Raw genomic sequence first — 21,812 nt, forward strand, 5'->3', positions numbered from 1 at the left:
TTTCATAAAATCTGTACTACACAAACTGCTTATGATTTTAAATAATATACAGATTCCTGTCTTTTTGCTGTATTAAATACCGAAAAAATAATTCCTAAAATCAAAATAATACAACTATATCTATACGTATTATTAAAACTATTAGTAATCGCTTTTTTATATTGCTTCTTTGCATCCTGATATATATCCGAGATTGTTTTTTCTTGTAATTCAAAATCTTGATTTACTTTTTCTGCAAGCTCTTCAGGAGTATTATGTATAGCAACTTTTTTTCTTTCTTCTATTTGATAAATAAATTTCTCTAAAGAATCTTTAGAAGATGTGTCTTTCATATGTTTTCTATCTATTTGTTGAACATTTATAATTAATTTCTCTTTTATTTCTTTTGGCATATTTGTATGTTCAACTTTGTTTACCATTTCTTTTTTGACCAGATTTAGTTGTGATTCCAATTGATTATTTAGTAATGCTACTAAAACTGCTACACCTAATATACTACCAATAGTACGAGATATATTTGTTATGCTAGAAGCCATACCCGACTTATTAACAGGAACACTTAAAATTGCAGTAGTAGATATTGGAGCAAGTGTGCATCCTGTTCCTACCCCACCTACTGCTACTCGCCAAATATAATCTAAACTTGTAAAATCTGTAGACATTGTAGTAAAAGAGTAAGTAGTAACAGCTAATAACAACATTCCTGCCATTCCTATCCATCTACTACCTTTTTTAGTGGCTATAGGTGTCATTATAGTTGTCACAATCATAGAAAATATGGCCAATACACTAATTATCAGACCTGCTTTCAATTCACTTATTCCTTGAACCTGTGTTAAAAAAAATGATAATAAAAAAATGATATTCATCATACCCATTCCTACTATAAATAGCAATAGATTTCCGACTGAAAATTGACGATTATTAAATAGCCAAAGTGGTAATATTGGATACTTTGATTTTTTTTCAATATTAATAAAACTTATAAAACTAATAATAGATATTACAAATAATAAAATTATATACTCTTTGTTCCAACTATCGTCATTCACTTTTAATAAAGCTAAAACTAAAGTAAATAAAAATAGAGAAGATAACAATACCCCTAACCAATCTATTTTCTTCTCTGATAATTCATCATAAGATTCTTTAAATAAAATCAATACTAATACACAGGCAATCAATCCTATAGGAATATTTATGAAAAAAATCCACTTCCAGCTTAATTGATCACTTAGTATTCCCCCCAAAGCCGGTCCAATAGCTGCAGCAAGTCCTCCAAAGGCCCCCATTATTCCTCCTATAATCCCTTGCTTTTCTTTTGGTACTAATTCTAAACCTAAAGGCATTGCCACCGGAACAATTATAGCTGCTGAAATTCCTTGAATTACTCTAAATAGGACTATTGTTTCCAATGAAATAGATAGTCCACATAATAAAGAACTAATTGTAAATACAAATAAACCTATTACATAAAACTTTTTACGTCCAAATCGATCAGCTAATTTTGCCATAGGTAACAAACAAACAGCAAATGCTAAATTATAACTATTTATAACCCAAGAAATATGTTCTACCGAAGTGTTAAAACTGATTGTCATTTCAGGTAAGACAATATTAACTATGTTTGAATCTAAAATTGCCATAAAAAAACCTGAGATTAAAGCAAATAAAGCAAAGCTATGAGTTAATTTATTATTCATTCTTATCTCCCCAATCTTTAAATTTTTTTACCTTACAGTGCCTTGATAGTAGATTTATATTAGTAAGTACTTACTAACATTTTATCACTTTTTTTACCTAAAACAAATAAATTCTTTGTGCATCAATATAATATACTTCAAAGCTCTCATCGTTAAAGTTAAATATAGGTTGTTGATAATTCTCACCAACAACCTATATTTATTTTATTTAATCTAATTGATTATAAAATTTTTCTATATATTCATTATGATTTGATAACCATTTAAACCCTAAACGCTCTAACATTAAATTTGTTCTGTCACACACTCTTAGAAAATTTGATTCCTTAGTATTTCTAAATAAAAATGAATTTAATAAAACTTGAATTACAGATTGTCTTTTCATTGGGTCTTCAAGGTGATTAGATAAATATTGAACAAAATCATCAAAATTAACAACATCAACCGCTATACCCAAAGATTGAGCAACAATCCCCATATCATTCCAACTAATCTTATTAGGGTTAAAAACATGAAAAATCTCATTTTGAAGACACTCTTTATTAAAAAGGGTTACTATGGCTTCTGCTACCTGATTTACCCCTGATAAATCTAGTACTGGATTTATTAAAAAAGGATAGATTCCTAAATTATTCATTGCCTTTATTACCATATAGAAGCCTTCTTCTCTAAAATTATAAGGCATTTTTTTGGAGCAATAATTCATAAATAAAGAATTCAAACGATATATATTACAATTCAGTCCAGAATCCCTTGCAACTAGTACAGCTTCTTCTGCTAGTACTTTACTTCTTAAATAGTAGTTTTCAATCATATGATTTCCCTTTTTGTCATATTCACTAAATATGACATAATCACCACCACTTGCTATACTAAGTGTAGATATATAGTTAAAATCTTTTTTTAAACCTGTCTTTGCAAACTTCAATACATTTTTTGTTCCTTCGATATTAACATTATGGAAATCTTCCCAGTTCCCATAATGTTTTATTTTTGCCGCACTATGAAGAACACAATCTATTTTATAAGACAGTTTCTCATATTCCTTACATTCCATACCAAATTTATTTTGGGTAATATCTCCTAAGATAATATTGATTCTGGATTGATATTTCTTTAATAGATTTTCTTCATTAAAGTAATAAAGAAATCTTTTATTTAATTTTTCTTTAGCAGCTTCTACTGAAATTGAATTGACTAATAGATATATAGTTGATTCTGTTCTGTTTAATATTTCATTAACTAAATGAATTCCTAGGTACCCTGTTCCTCCTGTTAAAAATATATTGTTATAATTCTTTTGTGACAAAAGAACTTCATTAGAATAGCGCTTAACATCATTAGTATAGATATCTTTATATTCCTCTAATGCTTCAATATCGTTATGATTTATTAAACCTATGTCTTGTGTTATTTTATCTAGTTTGTTTTTTAAATAATTTTGCTTATAAGTCATATTCTTTGCAAACTCAAAAATTGTAGGAAATGCATATACGTCATTAATAGATACCTCGAATAAATCTACCAACTCAGAAATTATCTCTATCGCTTTTATAGAATTACCACCAAGTTCGAAGAAATTGTCATAAATACTAATAAACTCAGTATTTAATACTTTCCCCCATAAGTCTGCAAGTAGTTTTTCTCTTTCACTACTTGGTTCAACTCTTTTATTCTTTTCTCTTTTTTGAAGTATTTGTAATAATGCATTTCGATCAGTTTTCCCATTTGCATTTAATGGTATTTTATCTATACATATAAAGTTTGATGGGACCATATATTTCGGTAATATTCCTAACAAATACTTACGTAATTCTGAACCACTAAACTCTTTTTCCTCTTTTATAACCAAAAAGGCATATAAAGTCGCTTTTTCATCTTGTTTCACTATCACTTTAGCTTCTTCGATACAATAATAATTTTTTAATATAGATTCAATTTCTTCTAGCTCTATTCTATATCCATTTAACTTAACTTGATTATCTTTTCTTCCTAGAAATTGAATGTCTCCTGTTGGAAGATAGCGAGCTAAATCTCCAGTTTTATACATTAAGGATTCTTCACTAAAAGGATTATTAACAAATTGTTCTTTGTTTAATTTATGATTGTTTAGATACCCTTTTGACAAGCCTTTACCAGCTATAACTAATTCTCCAACCCCACCAATAGGTTGTAACTTTAAGTAATCATTTGGATTAACAATAAAGCACTGATAATTCATAAGAGGGGTTCCGATCGTTATTTCAGTATCTTTAGTAACTTTTTTATATGTAGCCCACACTGTAGCTTCTGTAGGACCGTATGCATTATAAATATCAGCTGTTGTATGCTGCTGAACCTGTTTTAGTAATTCTTTTGGAAAAGATTCTCCGCCTACTATAATTACTTTTAATTTTTCAAGACCGCTTGCATCCTCAATTAATAATTTTAATCTTGAAGGTGTCAATTGTATTATATCAACTTGATTATCCATAATTAATTTATTTATTTCTTTAATATTCATATGTTGCTTCTCATTTGCAATTATAACTTTTAATCCTACCGCTAATGAATATAAAGATTCTAAAATAAATATATCAAATGATATACCTGTTAATGCTAACATTACAGTAGTTTGTTTTTCATTTAATATATTCCTCATAGCTTCTACAAAGTTAGTAAGTGCCTGATGTTGTATTTGTACTCCTTTAGGCTTTCCAGTTGATCCCGATGTGAAAATAACATACGCTATTTGATTCTCTTGTATCTGTAAATCAAGATTTTCAGAACTATACTCTAATAACTTCTTATAATCATGCTGTTTTTTCAACAGATTAGATTCATTAGACTCTTTTACTATGAGTTTATTTACTTCTAAAATCACATCATAGCGATACTTTGTCAGCTCATTTTCAATTTTGCAATTTTTTCCCGATATATTTAATGAATGAATTATATGGCTTTTTATTTGCAAATCATTAAACCAAGATTTTGCTAGAAATAACTCTGATGAAAAATCAACTTTGGTTCTATAATTTGGGTTACTTTTAGAAAAATGAACAAGTGATTCAATCATTTCAGATTTTTTATCCTGATCCATTATATCACCAAGAAATATAACACCTTTCTGATCCAACATATCTGTGGCAATATTTATAACCTTTTTCAAGTAATTATGACCTGGAAAATATTGAACTGTACTATTAATAATAATCACATCAAATTTCTGCTTAATTTGCCCAATTTCATGAGCTGCTAAACATTCTAATTTAATATTTTCAATACCCTGTTTTTTAATGTAGTTTTTATTTTTTTCAATAGTCACATTTGACATATCAGTACCATAATATAATTTACAATATGGCGCTATCTTGTACATTGTAATACCAGATGCACAACCTATTTCCAATACACGAATATTTTCATGTAAATAAGGAGTCAATTTTCTCAAAACGTTATTTGAATACTCTTCCATCTCCTCCCTACTAAATTCTTCTCCTGTATAACTATTTATCCAACCACCCATACCTATTCTATTATTTGTACTAGCTCCAATATGATTCCATAATTTCGGATCCATTAATTCATTATTATGTGTATCTTCCACTTCTTCAATGTTATTACTATCCAAACATACATAAGCTTTAAATTCGAAACATTCCCACTGAAGTTTATTTAGCAGCTGAACATAATTAGATTTCGAAATAATAACTTTTATTGCAGTATTATCTATAATATTTTTAATTCTATTTGTAGGTAAAGTCGGATCAATAGGTACATAAGAAGCGCCTGCTTTTAAAACCCCTAACATTGCTATAATGGTATAATGTGATCTCTCAAGTAAGATACCTACACACTCATTTGAATCTATGGTATACTCGCTAATTAAATACTGAGCTAAACGATTAGCACATTTATTAAGCTCCTCAAAAGTTAGTACTGTTTCTTCAAAATTTAAAGCTATTTTATTCGGTGTTAATTTTGCTTGTTTTTCTATTAAGACATGAATTGGTTCATTAAATTCTTGATTAATCGCCTCTATATTGGAATTAAATTCAAATAAAATTTTGTTAGAATCATATTCAGATGTAGCATTTATATTTTTTAGTAGAACATCTGGATTTGTTGTTGTCTCCTCATAATACAATATTAGTGTACGTAGCATCGCCTCTATTGTTTCTCTAAAATATACGTTTTCATTAAATTCAACTTTTATTTCAATGCCGTCGTTTAAATTAAATATAAATGCAATATCCGCAAATATCGGCTTTATGTAATTTATATCTTGTATTTCTTCTAGTAATGTAACTATTGGGAACAAGGGCATTTTTTCATCTTCTAATAAGATTTTATTCTCTTGTAAAATCGTTTGGTAAGGAATTTCTTGATTTTGTAATGCTTCCACTACAACTCCTTTAACTTCATTTATCCAATCTCGAAAGCTTATTTGACTATTAATTTTCTTTCTTAAAGTAAGTAACTGATTTATTGTCTTCTCATCCCCTCCCATATTAATTATAGGAGTTCCAATAACAACATCTTCATTATCAGTATATTTATATACTAAATACATGATTCCTGATAGTAATAAAATATAGGTTCCTAACTCAGAATTTTTACTTATCCGAAAAACATCTCTTACCAATTCATCAGGAAATTTTAATTTTACAATTTCTTTTTTATATTCTTTTAATAAAACACGTGACTTATCTGTTGGGAAGCTGCTCATAGCAACTTCTCCTTTTAGTTTTTCTTTCCAATAACCTTTTTGATTCTCAAAAATTTGATTTGTTACATACGGATCATTCGTTGCTTTACCCATTTTCATTCACCTTTCTAATGAATTCAAAATTGAAACTCTATATTTTCTACATTTAAATTAATTTGCGTAGGCTTTTCTCTCAAAATATCATTAATCTGTATTTCAGGGTTTGAAGTAATATCATCTAAGATCTTCAAATAATGTTCACTCATCATTTTAATTGTTTCTCTTTTAAACAGTTGAGTACTAAATTCAAATGTAAATTCTATACCCTGAGCTTGTTCAGAAGCAAACAACGTAATATCAAACATAGAAGTAGTATTTTCAAATGGATACTTTTCCAAAGAAACACCCTCAAAATCAAAATTAGGTTTCTCCATATTTTGAAGTACAAACATTGTATCAAATAAAGGATTTCTTGCTGCTTCACGTTTTACTTTTATATTTTCAACTATTTTTTCGAATGGATAATTCGAATTATCAAAGAACTCCATAACATTTTTCTTTGTGTTTCTCATAAAGTCAAAAAAGCTTTGATTTGTTTGTATGCTAGTTCTTATAGGAATTGTGTCAACAAACATCCCTATAACATTTTCTAAATAATAATGTGGGCGACCATTTATTAACGTGCCAACTACAATATCCTTTTGAAGAGTATATTTATACATTAAAAGATAATAAGCTGATAACAAAACAGTAAATAAAGTTGTTTCGGCTGTTAATGCTAACTTTCTCAACTTACTTTCTAATTCTTTTGAAGAATAGCAAATAAATTTTTCTCCACTATATGTTAGCCTATCAGACCGTGAAAAATCAGTCGGTAAATTTAGAATTGGTATCTCTCCTGAGAAAATTCTTTTATAAAATTCCTCTTGTTTTTGATATTCATGACTATTTACCATATTTTCTTTCCAATTTGTAAAGTCCTTATATTGTCTATTTGGTTTATAAATCTCTTGTCCCGAATATGCTTTTATAAATTCATTTGTAAAAATCGCCATAGAAGTTCCATCTGCAATGATATGATGAATGTCTAGTAATAATAAATATTTATTTTCTTCTATTTCACCAATACCTACTCGAAATAATGGTGGTTCTTGTAAATTAAATGGTCTAATAAAATTCCGAATAGTTGTATTTATATTTTCTTTAATTCTTATTTCTTCAACTTCAAATGGCAGTGAAGCATGGATTTTTTGTACAGGTTGGCCATTAATTAACTGAAATGAAGTTCTTAATGACTCTTGTTTTTCCATTAGATCGAGAAAGGATTGTTTTACTTTTTCTAAATTTAAATTCCCCTCTAGTATAAAAGCTTGTGGCATATTATACGTTGTTGTTCCACTTGTAAATTGTTCCATTATATATATTCTTTTTTGGGCAGATGAAATGGGGTAGTAATCCATTACTTTACTTAACTCAATGTCATTTTTTAATTTAGTAACTTTTTCACTAGCGTCTTTATCTATATGCCTTATTAAATCTTTAAAAATTGGGTATTTTAATAAATCAGTAACTTTCCACTCTAAAGATAAATATCTATTCAATTTATTGATAACTTTTAAAGCTATTATTGAATCACCACCTAGTTCAAAGAAGTTATCAATTATATGAATAGTCTTTAATCCTAATTCTTCTGCCCATACCTTTGCTACAAGTAATTCATTTTTAGAATAATTTTGTTTATCTTTTCCAACTATTTTTATTTCACTTAATATATCCTCAACACTGTTATTAATTGATATATAACTATCCCATTTCATTGTTAAATTTTCTATTTCTTTTTTTAAATCAGCAGGCACCTTAGAGTCTTTTAGTAAATGAGAAATATTCAAACTAAACTCTTTACTGTCATTTTTTTCTGGGATACTTAACCAGCATGGGTATTTGTCAAATACATATACAGGTAAAATTACTTTTTTCCGCAATTCACCTTTATACAGAAAACCCCAATCAATATCTGCTCCTTCAATGTAGTATTCACATATATTTTGCAATTCATTTCCTTTTACGTAATAAGGATTTTCTATTTGATTTATATATCTTAACGCTTCTTGGCTTGACTTTTTTATGTTTAACTCACTTAAAACTTTTATGTTTTCATCTGTCCTTCTATTTATTAGTGAGTATTCCCCCCAAAAAACCCCTTGTTTTTTTTGATTTTTTAAATTTTCTTCAGTAACTAGCAAATTTAATTTTGTCTTAAGTTCTTCCTCACTTTGGAATATGATAGCAAGACGGTAATTATAATGCCCTCTTCCAGTATTTGCTGTATAACATAAATCTCTAAGGTCATACTGGTTTTCATTTAATAATTTTTGGTATTTTTTTATTAATTCTTTCACTGCTTTTTCACTTTTTGCTGAGATAGTTAATAAATGAAACATGTTATTATATTGATGGTTATTTACAGAATTCTCATTATTCCATTCTGACAAGACAATATGGCAATTAGTTCCACTCATTCCAAATGAACTTACACCACAAACCCTAGCTTTCCCTCCATTTTCCCAGGGTAGTAACAAATCATTCACAAATACAGGAGATGACTCAAATTCTATTTTACGATTAGGACGGTAAAAATGGATTGAAGGTGGCAACTCCTTCATTTTCATGGCCATGACACTCTTTACAACTCCAGCCAATCCAGCCGCTGCCTCTAAATGTCCTAAATTAGACTTTACAGAACCGATTGCACAAAATTGCTTTCGCTCAGTAAACCTTTCAAACGCTTTTTCTAAACCAGCTATTTCAATTGGATCACCTAGAGACGTCCCTGTAGCATGTGCTTCTATATACGTAATATCTTCGGGAGATACTCCAGCATTTTCCCACGCTTGACAAATTACCTTTTCTTGAGCTTCTACATTTGGTGCTGTCAAAGCAATTGAATTTCCATCTTGGTTAATTGCCCCTCCCTTAATAACAGCTTCTATATGATCACCATCTTCTATCGCACAATGTAAAGGCTTTATTAGAATGGCTATAACTCCCTCTCCAGATCCAGTCCCTTCCGCCCCATCGTCAAATGATCTCGTTCTATAATCCGAAGCCTCAATGCCTAACTTTTGTTCTATTTCAAATGGCAATAAATTAATATGCGTAGTACCAACAATGGCTTGTTTACAATCTCCATTTCTAATAGCCTGACATGCTAAATATAATGAGGTAAGTGATGATGAACAAGACGTATCAATTAACATGCTTGGCCCTTTTAAGTCTAAGAGATAAGATATTCTACTTGGAATAATCGATGGTAAATTCCCAATAAATCCTGTCATATATGAATCTGGTTCAATATTTTGAATCATTTCTCTATAGTTTATTCCGCCTAGTTCACTATGCCCTACAAATACTCCTGTCTCTGTGCCATTCAGCCTTTTCCCTCCATAACCAGCATGCTCAATAGCTTGATACGCAACTTGAAGAAATAATCTTTGTTTCGGGTCCATTAAACTTGCTTCTTTAGGTGATAAATTAAAAAATTTGTAATCAAAATTATCTATCCGATCAATATAACCCATTTTTTTGTATCTATATTCATTTGTATTCAATATATTTACATGATGTAAATATTTATCCGCATGTTCTTTTCTCAAATTTGGAATAGAATGAACACAATCTGTACCTAAACGTATATTCTCCCAAAAACTTTCAACATTATCAGCTAATGGAAATATACCCGCCATGCCAATTATCGCAATATCATTATCACTTTTATCTAACTCTTTATTTTTCGAACTATTGTCCATGAGATCTTCAAATTTTATATCCTTAAAATCTAGCATGATTCTCCTCCATCCTTAAAAACTTCATTGAAAATTCAAATTAAAAAGAGTATTTCACTCCAGTTTCTTCATATAATTTTTCAAAACGTTTTTGTTGTTCCTGAAAAGGAACTCTTTTTGTATCAAATACTGTTTTAAGAAGTTTTAATGCATAATGCATTTGTTCTATAGATGGTTTTTTATCATTTAATTCAAGATCCTCTTGAATATTGCGTAATATCCTGATTGAATTAATAACCTCTGACATATATTCAGAAGTATCCATATTATAGTTTTTTGTTGCTACCATCATTCCTAAGCATCTAGTTATCAATGAATATTTAGGTCGTGGAGCAACATTCAATCTGTCAAATAATAGCTTTTTATCCGTCCCTTTATCATAAGAAAAAAATTCCATTTCTTGAACATGTCCTTTAGACAAATTAGTTAATACACCTTTAGGACCTATTTCAATTGCTACCGTTACTCCTTGATTTTTTAGGTATCCTATTGTTTGACTCCATTTAACTGCTTTAGTGATTTGAAGTGTTAGGTTCCTTTTCATTTCTTCTATGCTAACATAGGGCAAAGCTGTAGTATTTGAAATAATTTTCCCTTTAAATGAATGATATTTATTATTATCTAAATGTTTTGTAAAACTTTTGGCTACTGATTCCATTAAACTTGAATGAAAAGGGGCACTAACATTCAATAAGCTTGTACTAACTTTTTTTCGTTTCAAAAAGCTCTCCACTTGATGAATGGCCTGCGTATCACCTGAAATAACTGTTTGAGTCGGGGAATTATAACAAGCAATACTTACTAGATTACCTTGTTCATTTAACTTCTCTAAAACTTCCTTTACAATATTCTTATCAGAGTTATTTATAGCTAACATCATCCCAGTATGCATATCACTGGCCGCTTTCATTAACTGTCCCCTTGTTCTAACTAATTTTAGAGCATCAGAAAATGAAATTGCTTGCATACAAGTTAATGCTGAAAACTCGCCTAAACTATGGCCAGCGACATAATCAGGAAAAACACCAAACTCCTGTAAATATACACGAAACATAGCTACACTTGTTGTTAGAATAGCAGGTTGTGCATTCTCAGTACTTGTTAATACCTTAGAATCTCCTGAAAAACATATTTTCTTCAAATCCATGTGTAAAACGTCTGACGCTTCTTCAAATACCATTTTAGCAAGGGAAAACTCTTCACAAAGAGCTTTCCCCATTCCAACATATTGAGAACCCTGTCCCGGAAATAACATTGCAATCTTTTCCATAAAACCTACCCCTTAATGGAATATTTACTTATTATCATTTCTATTAGCTTGATAAACATATTAGATAGTTCCTGTAATGTGTGCATCGCTATTCTTTCCTTATTAGATTTAATTGTAAAATGAACTATATTATTTAATTCCTTAATTTCTATACTAGTATTAGACAGTGCTAAAGATTCAATTTTCCCCTTCAAGAATGTTTGATTATACATAAGGTAATCAAAATTGTTACTTTCCAAATGTTTATTATTGGTTGTCTTTACGTTTATAATTTGCTTACGCTGCTTATAAATTTCTTTAAACATAGTATTGAAATCATGTAAATTGTTCATATCTAAAGTAATAGTTTTTACATTTTCACTATCCAATAACGTTTGAACTTTCATATTCATCTTATTTGTTATTTTTGTAAACAAATACGTTGAGAAAGCTATTAATAAATCTTCTAACTGTACTTTTTCTTTATGAGCAATGCTTCTAATTTTTTGTGTTAATAATGCTGTAATTTGTCCTTCAGCAATATAAATATTTTGAGCTTTCGATATCTCAATATCATTTTTATCAATAAACTTTGCTAACTTTGATACGGTGTTATGAATAAACATATCTGTTATTTTACATTTCCCAGGATATAATTGTTCTAGCTTCCTATGCATTTGAATTAGATGTATAGATGATCCTCCCAGTTCAAAAAAGCTTTTATTTAAGTTAATATCCTCAACATGTAATACCTCACCGATTAACTGTTTAATTATATTTTCTGTTCGTGTTAACAACTTAGGGGCTTTTTCTTCCAATTTATTTTTTCTTATTTCCAAAGCAAGTAACACCTTACGATCGATCTTTCCATTCGGAGTCAGTGGCAATTGCTCTAATTTTACAAAATATTGCGGAATCATATATTCTGGCAACTTTTGTGCTAGATACTCTCGAATAGTTTCCATGACTTTCTCATCATCTACAACAATATACGCACATAAGAATTTTTCCCCGTTTGAATCTACTTGATCTATTACTACTGCTTGTTGAACATTCTTATGCTCTAATAGTTGATTAGACACTTCACCTAATTCCACTCGGTATCCTCTAATCTTAATTTGTTGATCTTTTCGACCTAAAAATTCAATATATCCTTCTTTTCTTAACACTCCATAGTCCCCTGTTTTATACAAGCGCCCAAATGTAGGATGTTCTATAAATGCATTTTTTGTTTTTATATCATCATTTTTATATCCTTGTGCTAGGCCTATTCCTCCAATATAGAGTTCTCCTTCTACCTCTACTGGACAAACCTGTCCTGCATAATTTAAAACATAAAATTTTTGATTTGCTAATGGCATTCCGTATGGAATGCTCTTCCACTCAGGGTTTATTTCATTAATCGGATAATAAATAGACCATATTGAAGCTTCTGTGGCTCCTCCTAATGAATTAATTTGTGCTTCCCCAAAATATTTCCAAATTTTCTCTGGTAATGTCAACGGAATCCAATCCCCACTTAACAATACAAGACGTAATTCGTTATCTTGATATTCTTTCATAGATTCTATAAATTCAATTGTTAAATCCATAATAGCTGGAACCGAATTCCAAATTGTAATATCATACTTGTCGATTGTTTCTATGACTTCTTGAATATCCCTTTGATCCTTAATCTGAACAATTGAAGCTCCACTACTCAAAGCACCAAAAATGTCATATACGGATAAATCAAAACAAATAGATGAGAGACCAATAAAACGATCATCTTCATTTACTTGGAATTTTTGATTCATATCTAAAATGGTATTAACTGCTGATTCATGAGTAATTATTACCCCTTTAGGCTTCCCTGTGCTTCCAGAAGTGTAAATAATGTAAGCTGTATCATTTGGACTACTTTCATTTTCCACATCTTCTATAGAACAAGAATGTAGACCCTCTTTTGAATACACATCCGGTGTCAATAATAAATCACATTGGCTATTATTTAAGATGTAGTCAATACGTTCTTGTGGATATTCTGGATCTACTGGTACATATGCCGCTCCTGTTTTTAAAATCCCTAAAATATTTACAATCGTATCTGGGCAACGTTGTGCAAGCACCCCAACTAGTGAACCCTTTCCTACTCTTTTTTCTTGTAAATACCTTGCGACTTGATTAGATTTTTCATTTAATTCTTGGTATGTCAAGCTCTCTTCTTCCATGATAACCGCTGTATAATCTGGTGTTTTCTGTGCTTGTCTAGCAAATAAATTGTGTAATGTTGTTTTTTCAGTTTCTTTCTCGGTTTGGTTATACTGCTTAACTATATTTTCATCAATCCTAGGAAGAGTTAATTGAGCTAAATCTTTCGATTCCACTAAATGATGTAACATTTCGATGTATTGAGAAAACATCGATCCAATCACTTGTTCATCAAATAAGTCCTCTACATAATCCCATGTAATCTGTAAATCTCCCTTTATCTCCATAACTTGATAATCCAAATATACTTGAGAAGTTTGACTGACTCCCAATTTAACTTCTCCTAAGTCTGTCCAATCTACCTCTTCTTTTTCTGGAAATAGCATACTAGTAAATACAATTGGCATCACTGCTTTTCCATTTAAGTTATGAAAATTTGAGAATTCCCTTACAAAGTCTATACCATCATACGATTTATGCTCTAAAGCTTCTATTAATACCTCTTGCAACTGTTGTGCACGATTAGCAAAAGAAAGTTCCCCCTGACTAAAATCAACATCTAGCAAGGAAATCATTGTGAAATCACCTATAATTCTATTAACATGTTCATGAAAAGGCTCCCTGTTAAATAATGTTGTATTAATAGCTAATTTAGGCTGATTACTCCATTTTGCAAGTATTTCTGCATAAGACGTACACAATAAAACTAAAGGCGTTATGCTATAACTTTGTGCAATCTTTTTGAGTTTACTCCAAATATTTCGAGATATTTTATATTCCAATCTTTTAAACTTTGGATTTTTTATTAAATTTGGTTCCTGTTTCATTGGTAGTTCCGGTGCAAAAGGAAAACCCTTCAATTTAGACAACCAATAGGCTTTATCCGTACTATATTTTTTTGTATTTTTAAACTTTATATGTTCTGTAATGTAGTCTCTAAACGTAAATTCTAATTTAGGAAGCTTCTTATTTGGATTCAAATACAGTTCTAACAATTCTTTGGAAAAGATATGAATCATACTGGCTCCATCCATTATCAATAAATCAAAGCTAACACAAAGAATATGTAGATTCTCTGCTATTTTTAATGCACGGAATTCAAATAAAGGCCATTGACTACTATCAAAAACATGATGTGACATTTTATTTCGTTCCTTAATAATTTCCTCTTGTCTTGATTTATCGTCAAGATAAGATAAATCAACTACCTTTATGAGATAATCTGGAACAGTTTCTAGTATTTTTTGTTCTCCAGATGGTAAAATTATACCTCTTAACATTGGATGTCGTTGAATCATTTCTTGTAAAGCTTTATTCAACCTTTCTATATTAACTGGTGTCTCTATTTCTACATAACTATGTGTAGACACCCCTCCCATTTCAAACGTATTCTCTCTTCCTAGCCAATAGGCTGTTTGTACTTCTGTTAATGGAAAAGGATTATATAAATTTTCCCAGTCTGCTGTCTTACTATCATGTTCTTCATGTATTATTTCTTCTTGTTTGCAGGATTCAATTTCTTTTGAAAGTTTAAAAATCGTTCTCAATTCAATAAACTTTTTAATTCCCACGTTTATTTTAAATTCTTTATTTATGGAATTCACCACTTGTATCATAGCAATAGAATTACCGCCTAATTTTAGAAAATCACTGTGTATATCAATAGGGGATATACCTAATACACCTTCCCATATACTACCGATTTTTTTCTCTACCTCTGTATTTGGATACTCGATATTTAAACTCTTATCATCTTCTATCAACTTAGGTTCTGGCAACACTTTACGATCGATCTTTCCATTCGGAGTCAGTGGCAATTGCTCTAATTTTACAAAATATTGCGGAATCATATATTCTGGCAACTTTTGTACTAGATATTCTCGAATAGTTTCCATGACTTTTTCATCATCTACAACAATATACGCACATAGGAATTTTTTCCCGTTTGAATCTACTTGATCTATTACTACTGCTTGTTGAACATTCTTATGCTCTAATAATTGATTAGACACTTCACCTAATTCTACTCGGTATCCTCTTATCTTAATTTGTTGATCTTTTCGACCTAAAAATTCAATATATCCTTCTTTTCTTAACACTCCATGGTCCCCTGTTTTATACAAACGGCCCAATGTAGGATGTTCTATAAATGCATTTTTTGTTTTTGTATCATCATTTTTATATCCTTGTGCTAGGCCTATTCCTCCAATATAGAGTTCTCCTTCGACCTCTACTGGACAAACCTGTCCTGCATAATTTAAAACATAAAATTTTTGATTCGCTAATGGCATTCCGTATGGAATGCTTTTCCACTCAGGGTTTATTTCATTAATTGGATAATAAATAGACCATATTGAAGCTTCAGTGGCCCCTCCTAATGAATTAATTTGCGCTTTTCCAAAATATTTCCGAATTTTCTCTGGTAATGTCAACGGAATCCAATCCCCACTTAACAATACAAGACGTAATTCGTTACCTTGATATTCTTTCATAGATTCTATAAATTCAATTGTTAAATCCATAATAGCCGGAACCGAATTCCAAATGGTAATACCATACTTGTCAATTGTTTCTATGACTTCTTGAATATCCCTTTGATCCTTAATCTGAACAATTGAAGCTCCACTACTCAAAGCACCAAAAATGTCATATACAGATAAATCAAAACAAATAGATGAGAGACCAATAAAACGATCATCTTCATTTACTTGGAATTTTTGATTCATATCTAAAATGGTATTAACTGCTGATTCATGAGTAATTATTACCCCTTTAGGCTTCCCTGTGCTTCCAGAAGTGTAAATAATGTAAGCTATATCATCTGGACTATTTTCATTCTCCACATCTTCTATAGAACAAGAATGTAAACCCTCTTTTGAATACACATCCGGTGTCAATAATAAATCACATTGGCTATTATTTAAGATGTAGTCAATACGTTCTTGTGGATATTCTGGATCTACTGGCACATATGCTGCTCCTGTTTTTAAAATCCCTAAAATATTTACAATCGTATCTGGGCAACGTTGTGCAAGCACCCCAACTAGTGAACCTTTTCCTACTCCTTTTTCTTGTAAATATCTTGCGACTTGATTAGATTTTTCATGTAATTCTTCATATGTCAAGCTCTCTTCTTCCATAATAACCGCTGTATAATCTGGTGTTTTCTGTGCTTGTCTAACAAATAAATTGTGTAATGTTGTTTTTTCAGTTTCTTTCTCGGTTTGGTTATACTGCTTAACTATATTTTCATCAACCTTAGGAAGAGTTAATTGAATTAAATCTTTCGATTCCACTAAATGATGTAACATATCGATGTATTGAGAAAACATCGATCCAATAACCTGTTCATCAAATAAGTCCTCTACATAATCCCATGTAATCTGTAAATCTCCCTTTATCTCCATAACTTGATAATCCAAATATACTTGAGAAGTTTGAAAAGAGCTTATTTTTACCTCTCCAAAATTTTCCCAACTAAATTTATTATTTTCTGTTAACATACTAGTAAATACAATTGGCATAGCCACTTCTGTACCTAATTCATGCAATTTGCTATATTCCCTAATAAATTCCACACCATCATAGTTTTTATGATCTAACGCTTGAATTAAAGATCTTTGAATACGTTGAGCACTTTCACTAAATGCTTCTTCCCCTTGCAATTCAATATCCATTAATAATAGCGAAGTAAAGTCCCCCACAACATGTTCTATCATTGGATGGACTGGAAGACGATTAAATACTGTTAAATTCAATGCAAATCTCTCCACATTACTCCAGATACTTAATACTTTTGCATACGTTGTACACAATAATACTGACGGAGTAATGTTCATGGATTTCGCAATATTCTTTAAGGAGTCCCATTCCTTTTTATTCAAATTAAATTGTAATCTATTAAAACGTGGCTTTGTTAACAATTTTGGATTTTGTAACAAAGGTAACGATGGAGCTGGTGGGAAATCCTTTAATTTTTGTAACCAATATTCCCTATCATCCATATATTCATCTGTATTCTTTTGTTTTTGATAACTTAACATATAATCTCTAAAAGAAATCTCTACTTGTGGCAATTGTATATTAGGGTTTTTATAAAATTCCATTATTTCAGATCCTACAATTTGCATACTGATACCATCTGCTATTATTGCGTCAAAACTAATACAAAGTATATGTCTATTATCTGATATTTTGAATGCCTTATATTCAAATAGAGGCCATGTGTCCGACTTGAAAATAAAATGGGACATTCGTTCCCGTTCTTCTTTAATTATCAGTTCTTGTTCTACTGCATCTAGATGTTGGATGTTTTCTATTTCGATTTTGTATTTAGGAACATCTATAAGTATTTGTTGTTCTCCAGTAGGCAAAATGATTGCTCTTAACATCGGATGGCGTTCAATTACTTTTTGCAAACTATCATTAAACTTTGTTATATCTAAAGTTGTTTCTATCTCATAGTAACCATGGGTAGAAACGCCGCCTAACTCAAATTGATCATCTCTTCCTAAAAGATATGCTGATTGTACAGCAGTTAGCGGAAAGGGTTTATGTAAATTTAAAGGGTCTGGATAGGCAGATATTAATTCATTATTATTCTTTTTCTCTTGAATTGATTCAGCTAATCTAGAAATTGTTCTATTTTCAAACAAAGTACTTACTGTAGTACCTAAGGAGTACTCATTCTCTAGACAGTTTACAATTTGAATAGCTTTTAAAGAGTTTCCACCGAGCATAAAGAAATCTTCTTCAATACCTATCTTTTCAAAGCCCAAAACTTTTCCCCATATTTCCGCTATTATTCTTTCTTTATCATCTCTTGGTTCTATATACTCTTTTTGTACAACTAAGGCAGGATTAGGTAGTGCCTTCTTATCCAATTTCCCATTAATAGTTAGTGGCATTTGATCTAATTGTATTACCGCCTTAGGTACCATATAACTTGGTAAATTTCTTGATATAAAACCTTGCAACTGTTCAATTGAAATTTTTTCTTTCCCTTGAATATATGCACAAAGATAACTTGAACCATCCTTATTTCCCCATTTGAGTACAACTACATCTGTTACATCTCCAAATTTTAAATATTGTTTCTCTATTTCCTCCAGCTCTAAGCGATACCCATTAATTTTCACTTGAGAATCGTTTCGACCAATATATTCTATTTCACCATTTGGAAGCCATCTAGCTAAATCTCCTGTTTTGTACATCCGTTCTTCTAAAACAAAAGGATTTGAAATGAACTTTTCATTTGTCATTTCAGAAAGATTTATATACCCTTTAGCTAAACATTCCCCAGAAATATATAATTCTCCAATTTCTCCTACTGGTTGTACATTTTTCTCTTTATTTAATATGTAACATTTATAATGTGGAAGCGGTTTTCCTATAGTTACGTGTGTTTCATTAGTAAGTTCTTTAATTGTGGACCAGATTGTTGTTTCAGTAGGACCGTATAAATTAAAAATTCTTGAATCTGTTATAGTTTTAACCTCATTTAATAATTTTGAAGAAAATACTTCTCCTCCTACAAGAAGAATAGAAACCCTTTTTAGACACTTAGAATATTCCTCATTATCAAGTAATAATCTTAATCTAGAAGGTGTCATCTGTAAGATATCTATCTTGTGATTGAAGATTAATTCTTTTATAGCTAAAGGATTGCTACATTGTTTTTCCTTTGCTATAACAACTCTGATTCCATTTACTAGAGCAAATATTGTTTCGACAAAAAATATATCAAAAGAAATACTTGTTAACGCTAAAATTGACATATTCTCTCTCAATGGTATATTCCTAGCCATCCCATCAATGAAGTTACATACTGCTTTATGTTCGACGCTTACTCCTTTAGGTTTTCCAGTTGAACCTGATGTGTAAATAATGTAAGCTGGCCCTTGTCCTAGATCCTCTGCATGTCTATTTTTAAAGTTTGTAGATTCAGAACCTAATTTTTCTCGATCTAAAACAATGGTATTTGTACTAAGCTTTATACCTTTTAGTGCAAATTTACTAGTAATTACAAAAGACGCATCACTATCTTCTAACATATAGTTTATTCTGTTAACCGGATTTATTAAATCAATTGGCAAATACGTGGATCCTAATTTTAAAACTGCTAAAATTGTGGCTACTAGATCTAACGATCGCTCTAACATGATTCCTACAACCATATCCTTTTTCAAACCTTGCTTCTGTAAGTAATTTGCTAACTGATTTACTTTATCATTCAATTCTTGATATGTGAGCTGTTCACCATTAAACTGGATAGCAACCATATCACGATAAATTTTAACGTTATTTTCAAAAAGTTCAGATATATTATTTTCTAATACCTGATACTGCATGTTTTTACTATTAAAACCTTCAACAATTTCTTGCTTCTCTTTAGTAGATACTAATTCGATATTAGAACATTTACAATTCATATTATTTAAAACTTGTTCTAATATATTTTGATAAAATTCCAACATTCTGCAAATTGTTCTTTTATTATATGACATTTTATTATAAAATAATTCAACCCAAAAACTATCCTTGTCTTTTATACAAATAAAGTTTAATGTACTCGGCTGATTAGAAAGATACTCACCCACATAAGATATAGAATGTATTGTTTCAAAAAGTAAATTAACATTAAACTTTTCATTAGAATCTAATGACTTGCTAATATCTCCCAAAGGATAGTATTGCTTATTATATACATCCAATGTAGTATTCTTCACATTTAAAAGTAAATCTTTAAACTTAAGATTTTGGTCTACAATATTGTAAAGCGGCAATAGTTTATTTATTTTTTGTGAATTTTCATCAACACTTTGATACATAGGTGTTCCTATTGTAATTTTTCTTTGCCCACTTATTTTATACATTAAAACTTTTAATACAGTTTGCATAAATACATATATTGATAAGTTTTGACTTTGGCACATCTCAAAAAGCAGGTTAGCTACATTGCTTTTAATATGAATTTTTTCAATACCTAAATCTAATTTTTCCGAATGATTGTCAGCTGGAATTTTACATTGTTGTATTTCATTTAACGTAGTAACCCAATACTCTTCAACTTCTTTTAATTCGTCTATATCTATATTTTTGTTTACAGTTTCAAGGCTCATGTTTACATTCTCCTATTTCCTAAATTCTATTGCTCTAATTTTAATCCACCTTCAATAACATGTAGTAACACTTGATTCCCTTGTAACTTAAAATATTTTTTAACCTTATCAAAGTGTAAATCTCCTATTGAACATAAACCTATACCTTGATGCTCAGCCACAGATGTTAGTGTTGCCGTAATAATTCCTGCTTCAATTAAAGCATATGAATAAGCATTCCCACCGTACTTTGCCATAGAAGATTCAGAATTATATATCATGAAAATAGAAAATGCTGAAGACTCAAATATATTTTTATTATTATAGAAATGTACATCTTTAGTAATTAAAGCCATATCATCAACAAGATATATACTATGGCTGACAGGATGGTAATAATACAACCCTCTTCTAACCCCATCAATTCTATTTTTCTTAATATAGATAAATATATCAATTGGGTATAATCCTCCCGCACTACCATATGCATACTTAACTTCTTTTTTGTTTTTAATTTGCTGAAGAACTCCGAATAAGTTTGAAAAAACATCTTGAGATATCTTGGTAGTCTCGTCAAAAACGCGCTGTGATCTCCTTTCAAACATGGATAGAACTGTGTCATTTGGCTTAAGTAGTTCTATTTTCGTTTTTTTACAACCTTTAAACATACGATTTAACTGTCCGTTTGTATAAACATCCAGTTTTTCTTTATCAAACATAAGATTCTCATCGTATTTTTGAAATAATTTAGTCTGAGATTCAAACAAATCTTTTGGATTTAAAATGGATTTAATTAAAACTTTTTTTTCAATTAAAAACATAATCAATTCTTGTATTTCTTTTTCATCTATATTAGAAAATCTATCAATTAGTTCGTTGATTTCAATTCCATTCTGAGTACAAAAATAAAATTCAGGAAAAACCTCAACTGCAACTGTAGGTGCATTATATTCATTTATGATAATACGATTTCCACTCTTTTCCCAATGCATTATAGGAGACCAAAAATAAATATTTTTTTCTTGCATATTAATTCTCCTT

The 21,812-nt window shown here is 30.0% G+C and carries 6 protein-coding genes; all 6 read right to left on the reverse strand.

Annotated features, from left to right (window positions below):
• Positions 1 to 29: 29 nt before the first annotated feature.
• The 6 genes from MR168_RS10220 to MR168_RS10245 all read right to left on the reverse strand — a co-directional run bounded on the left by MR168_RS10220 (position 30) and on the right by MR168_RS10245 (position 21,799).
• Entirely contained in the window at positions 30 to 1,703 is a 1,674-nt protein-coding gene (locus tag MR168_RS10220) for an MFS transporter (RefSeq protein WP_016122316.1), read from the reverse strand.
• A gap of 208 nt (positions 1,704 to 1,911) precedes the next feature.
• Positions 1,912 to 6,504: an AMP-binding protein gene (locus MR168_RS10225; protein ID WP_242291250.1), complete on the reverse strand. Its 4,593-nt coding sequence runs from the start codon at positions 6,502 to 6,504 to the stop codon at positions 1,912 to 1,914.
• A 23-nt stretch (positions 6,505 to 6,527) separates the two neighbouring features.
• The gene (locus MR168_RS10230; RefSeq protein WP_086412482.1) at positions 6,528 to 10,232 is read right to left on the reverse strand and encodes a condensation domain-containing protein; all 3,705 of its coding nucleotides are present in this window, start codon (positions 10,230 to 10,232) and stop codon (positions 6,528 to 6,530) included.
• Between the two features lie 40 nt (positions 10,233 to 10,272).
• Complete coding sequence (gene fabD, locus MR168_RS10235; protein WP_086412481.1) at positions 10,273 to 11,502, reverse strand: ACP S-malonyltransferase; 1,230 nt, start codon at positions 11,500 to 11,502, stop codon at positions 10,273 to 10,275.
• Between the two features lie 5 nt (positions 11,503 to 11,507).
• Positions 11,508 to 20,792: a non-ribosomal peptide synthetase gene (locus MR168_RS10240; RefSeq protein WP_242291251.1), complete on the reverse strand. Its 9,285-nt coding sequence runs from the start codon at positions 20,790 to 20,792 to the stop codon at positions 11,508 to 11,510.
• Between the two features lie 26 nt (positions 20,793 to 20,818).
• On the reverse strand, positions 20,819 to 21,799 hold the full coding sequence (locus tag MR168_RS10245) for a SagB/ThcOx family dehydrogenase (protein WP_016122311.1): 981 nt from the start codon (positions 21,797 to 21,799) through the stop codon (positions 20,819 to 20,821).
• Positions 21,800 to 21,812: the final 13 nt, after the last annotated feature.

Origin of the sequence: Bacillus cereus group sp. BfR-BA-01356 (assembly GCF_022663635.1) — a bacterium.
GTDB lineage: Bacteria > Bacillota > Bacilli > Bacillales > Bacillaceae_G > Bacillus_A > Bacillus_A cereus.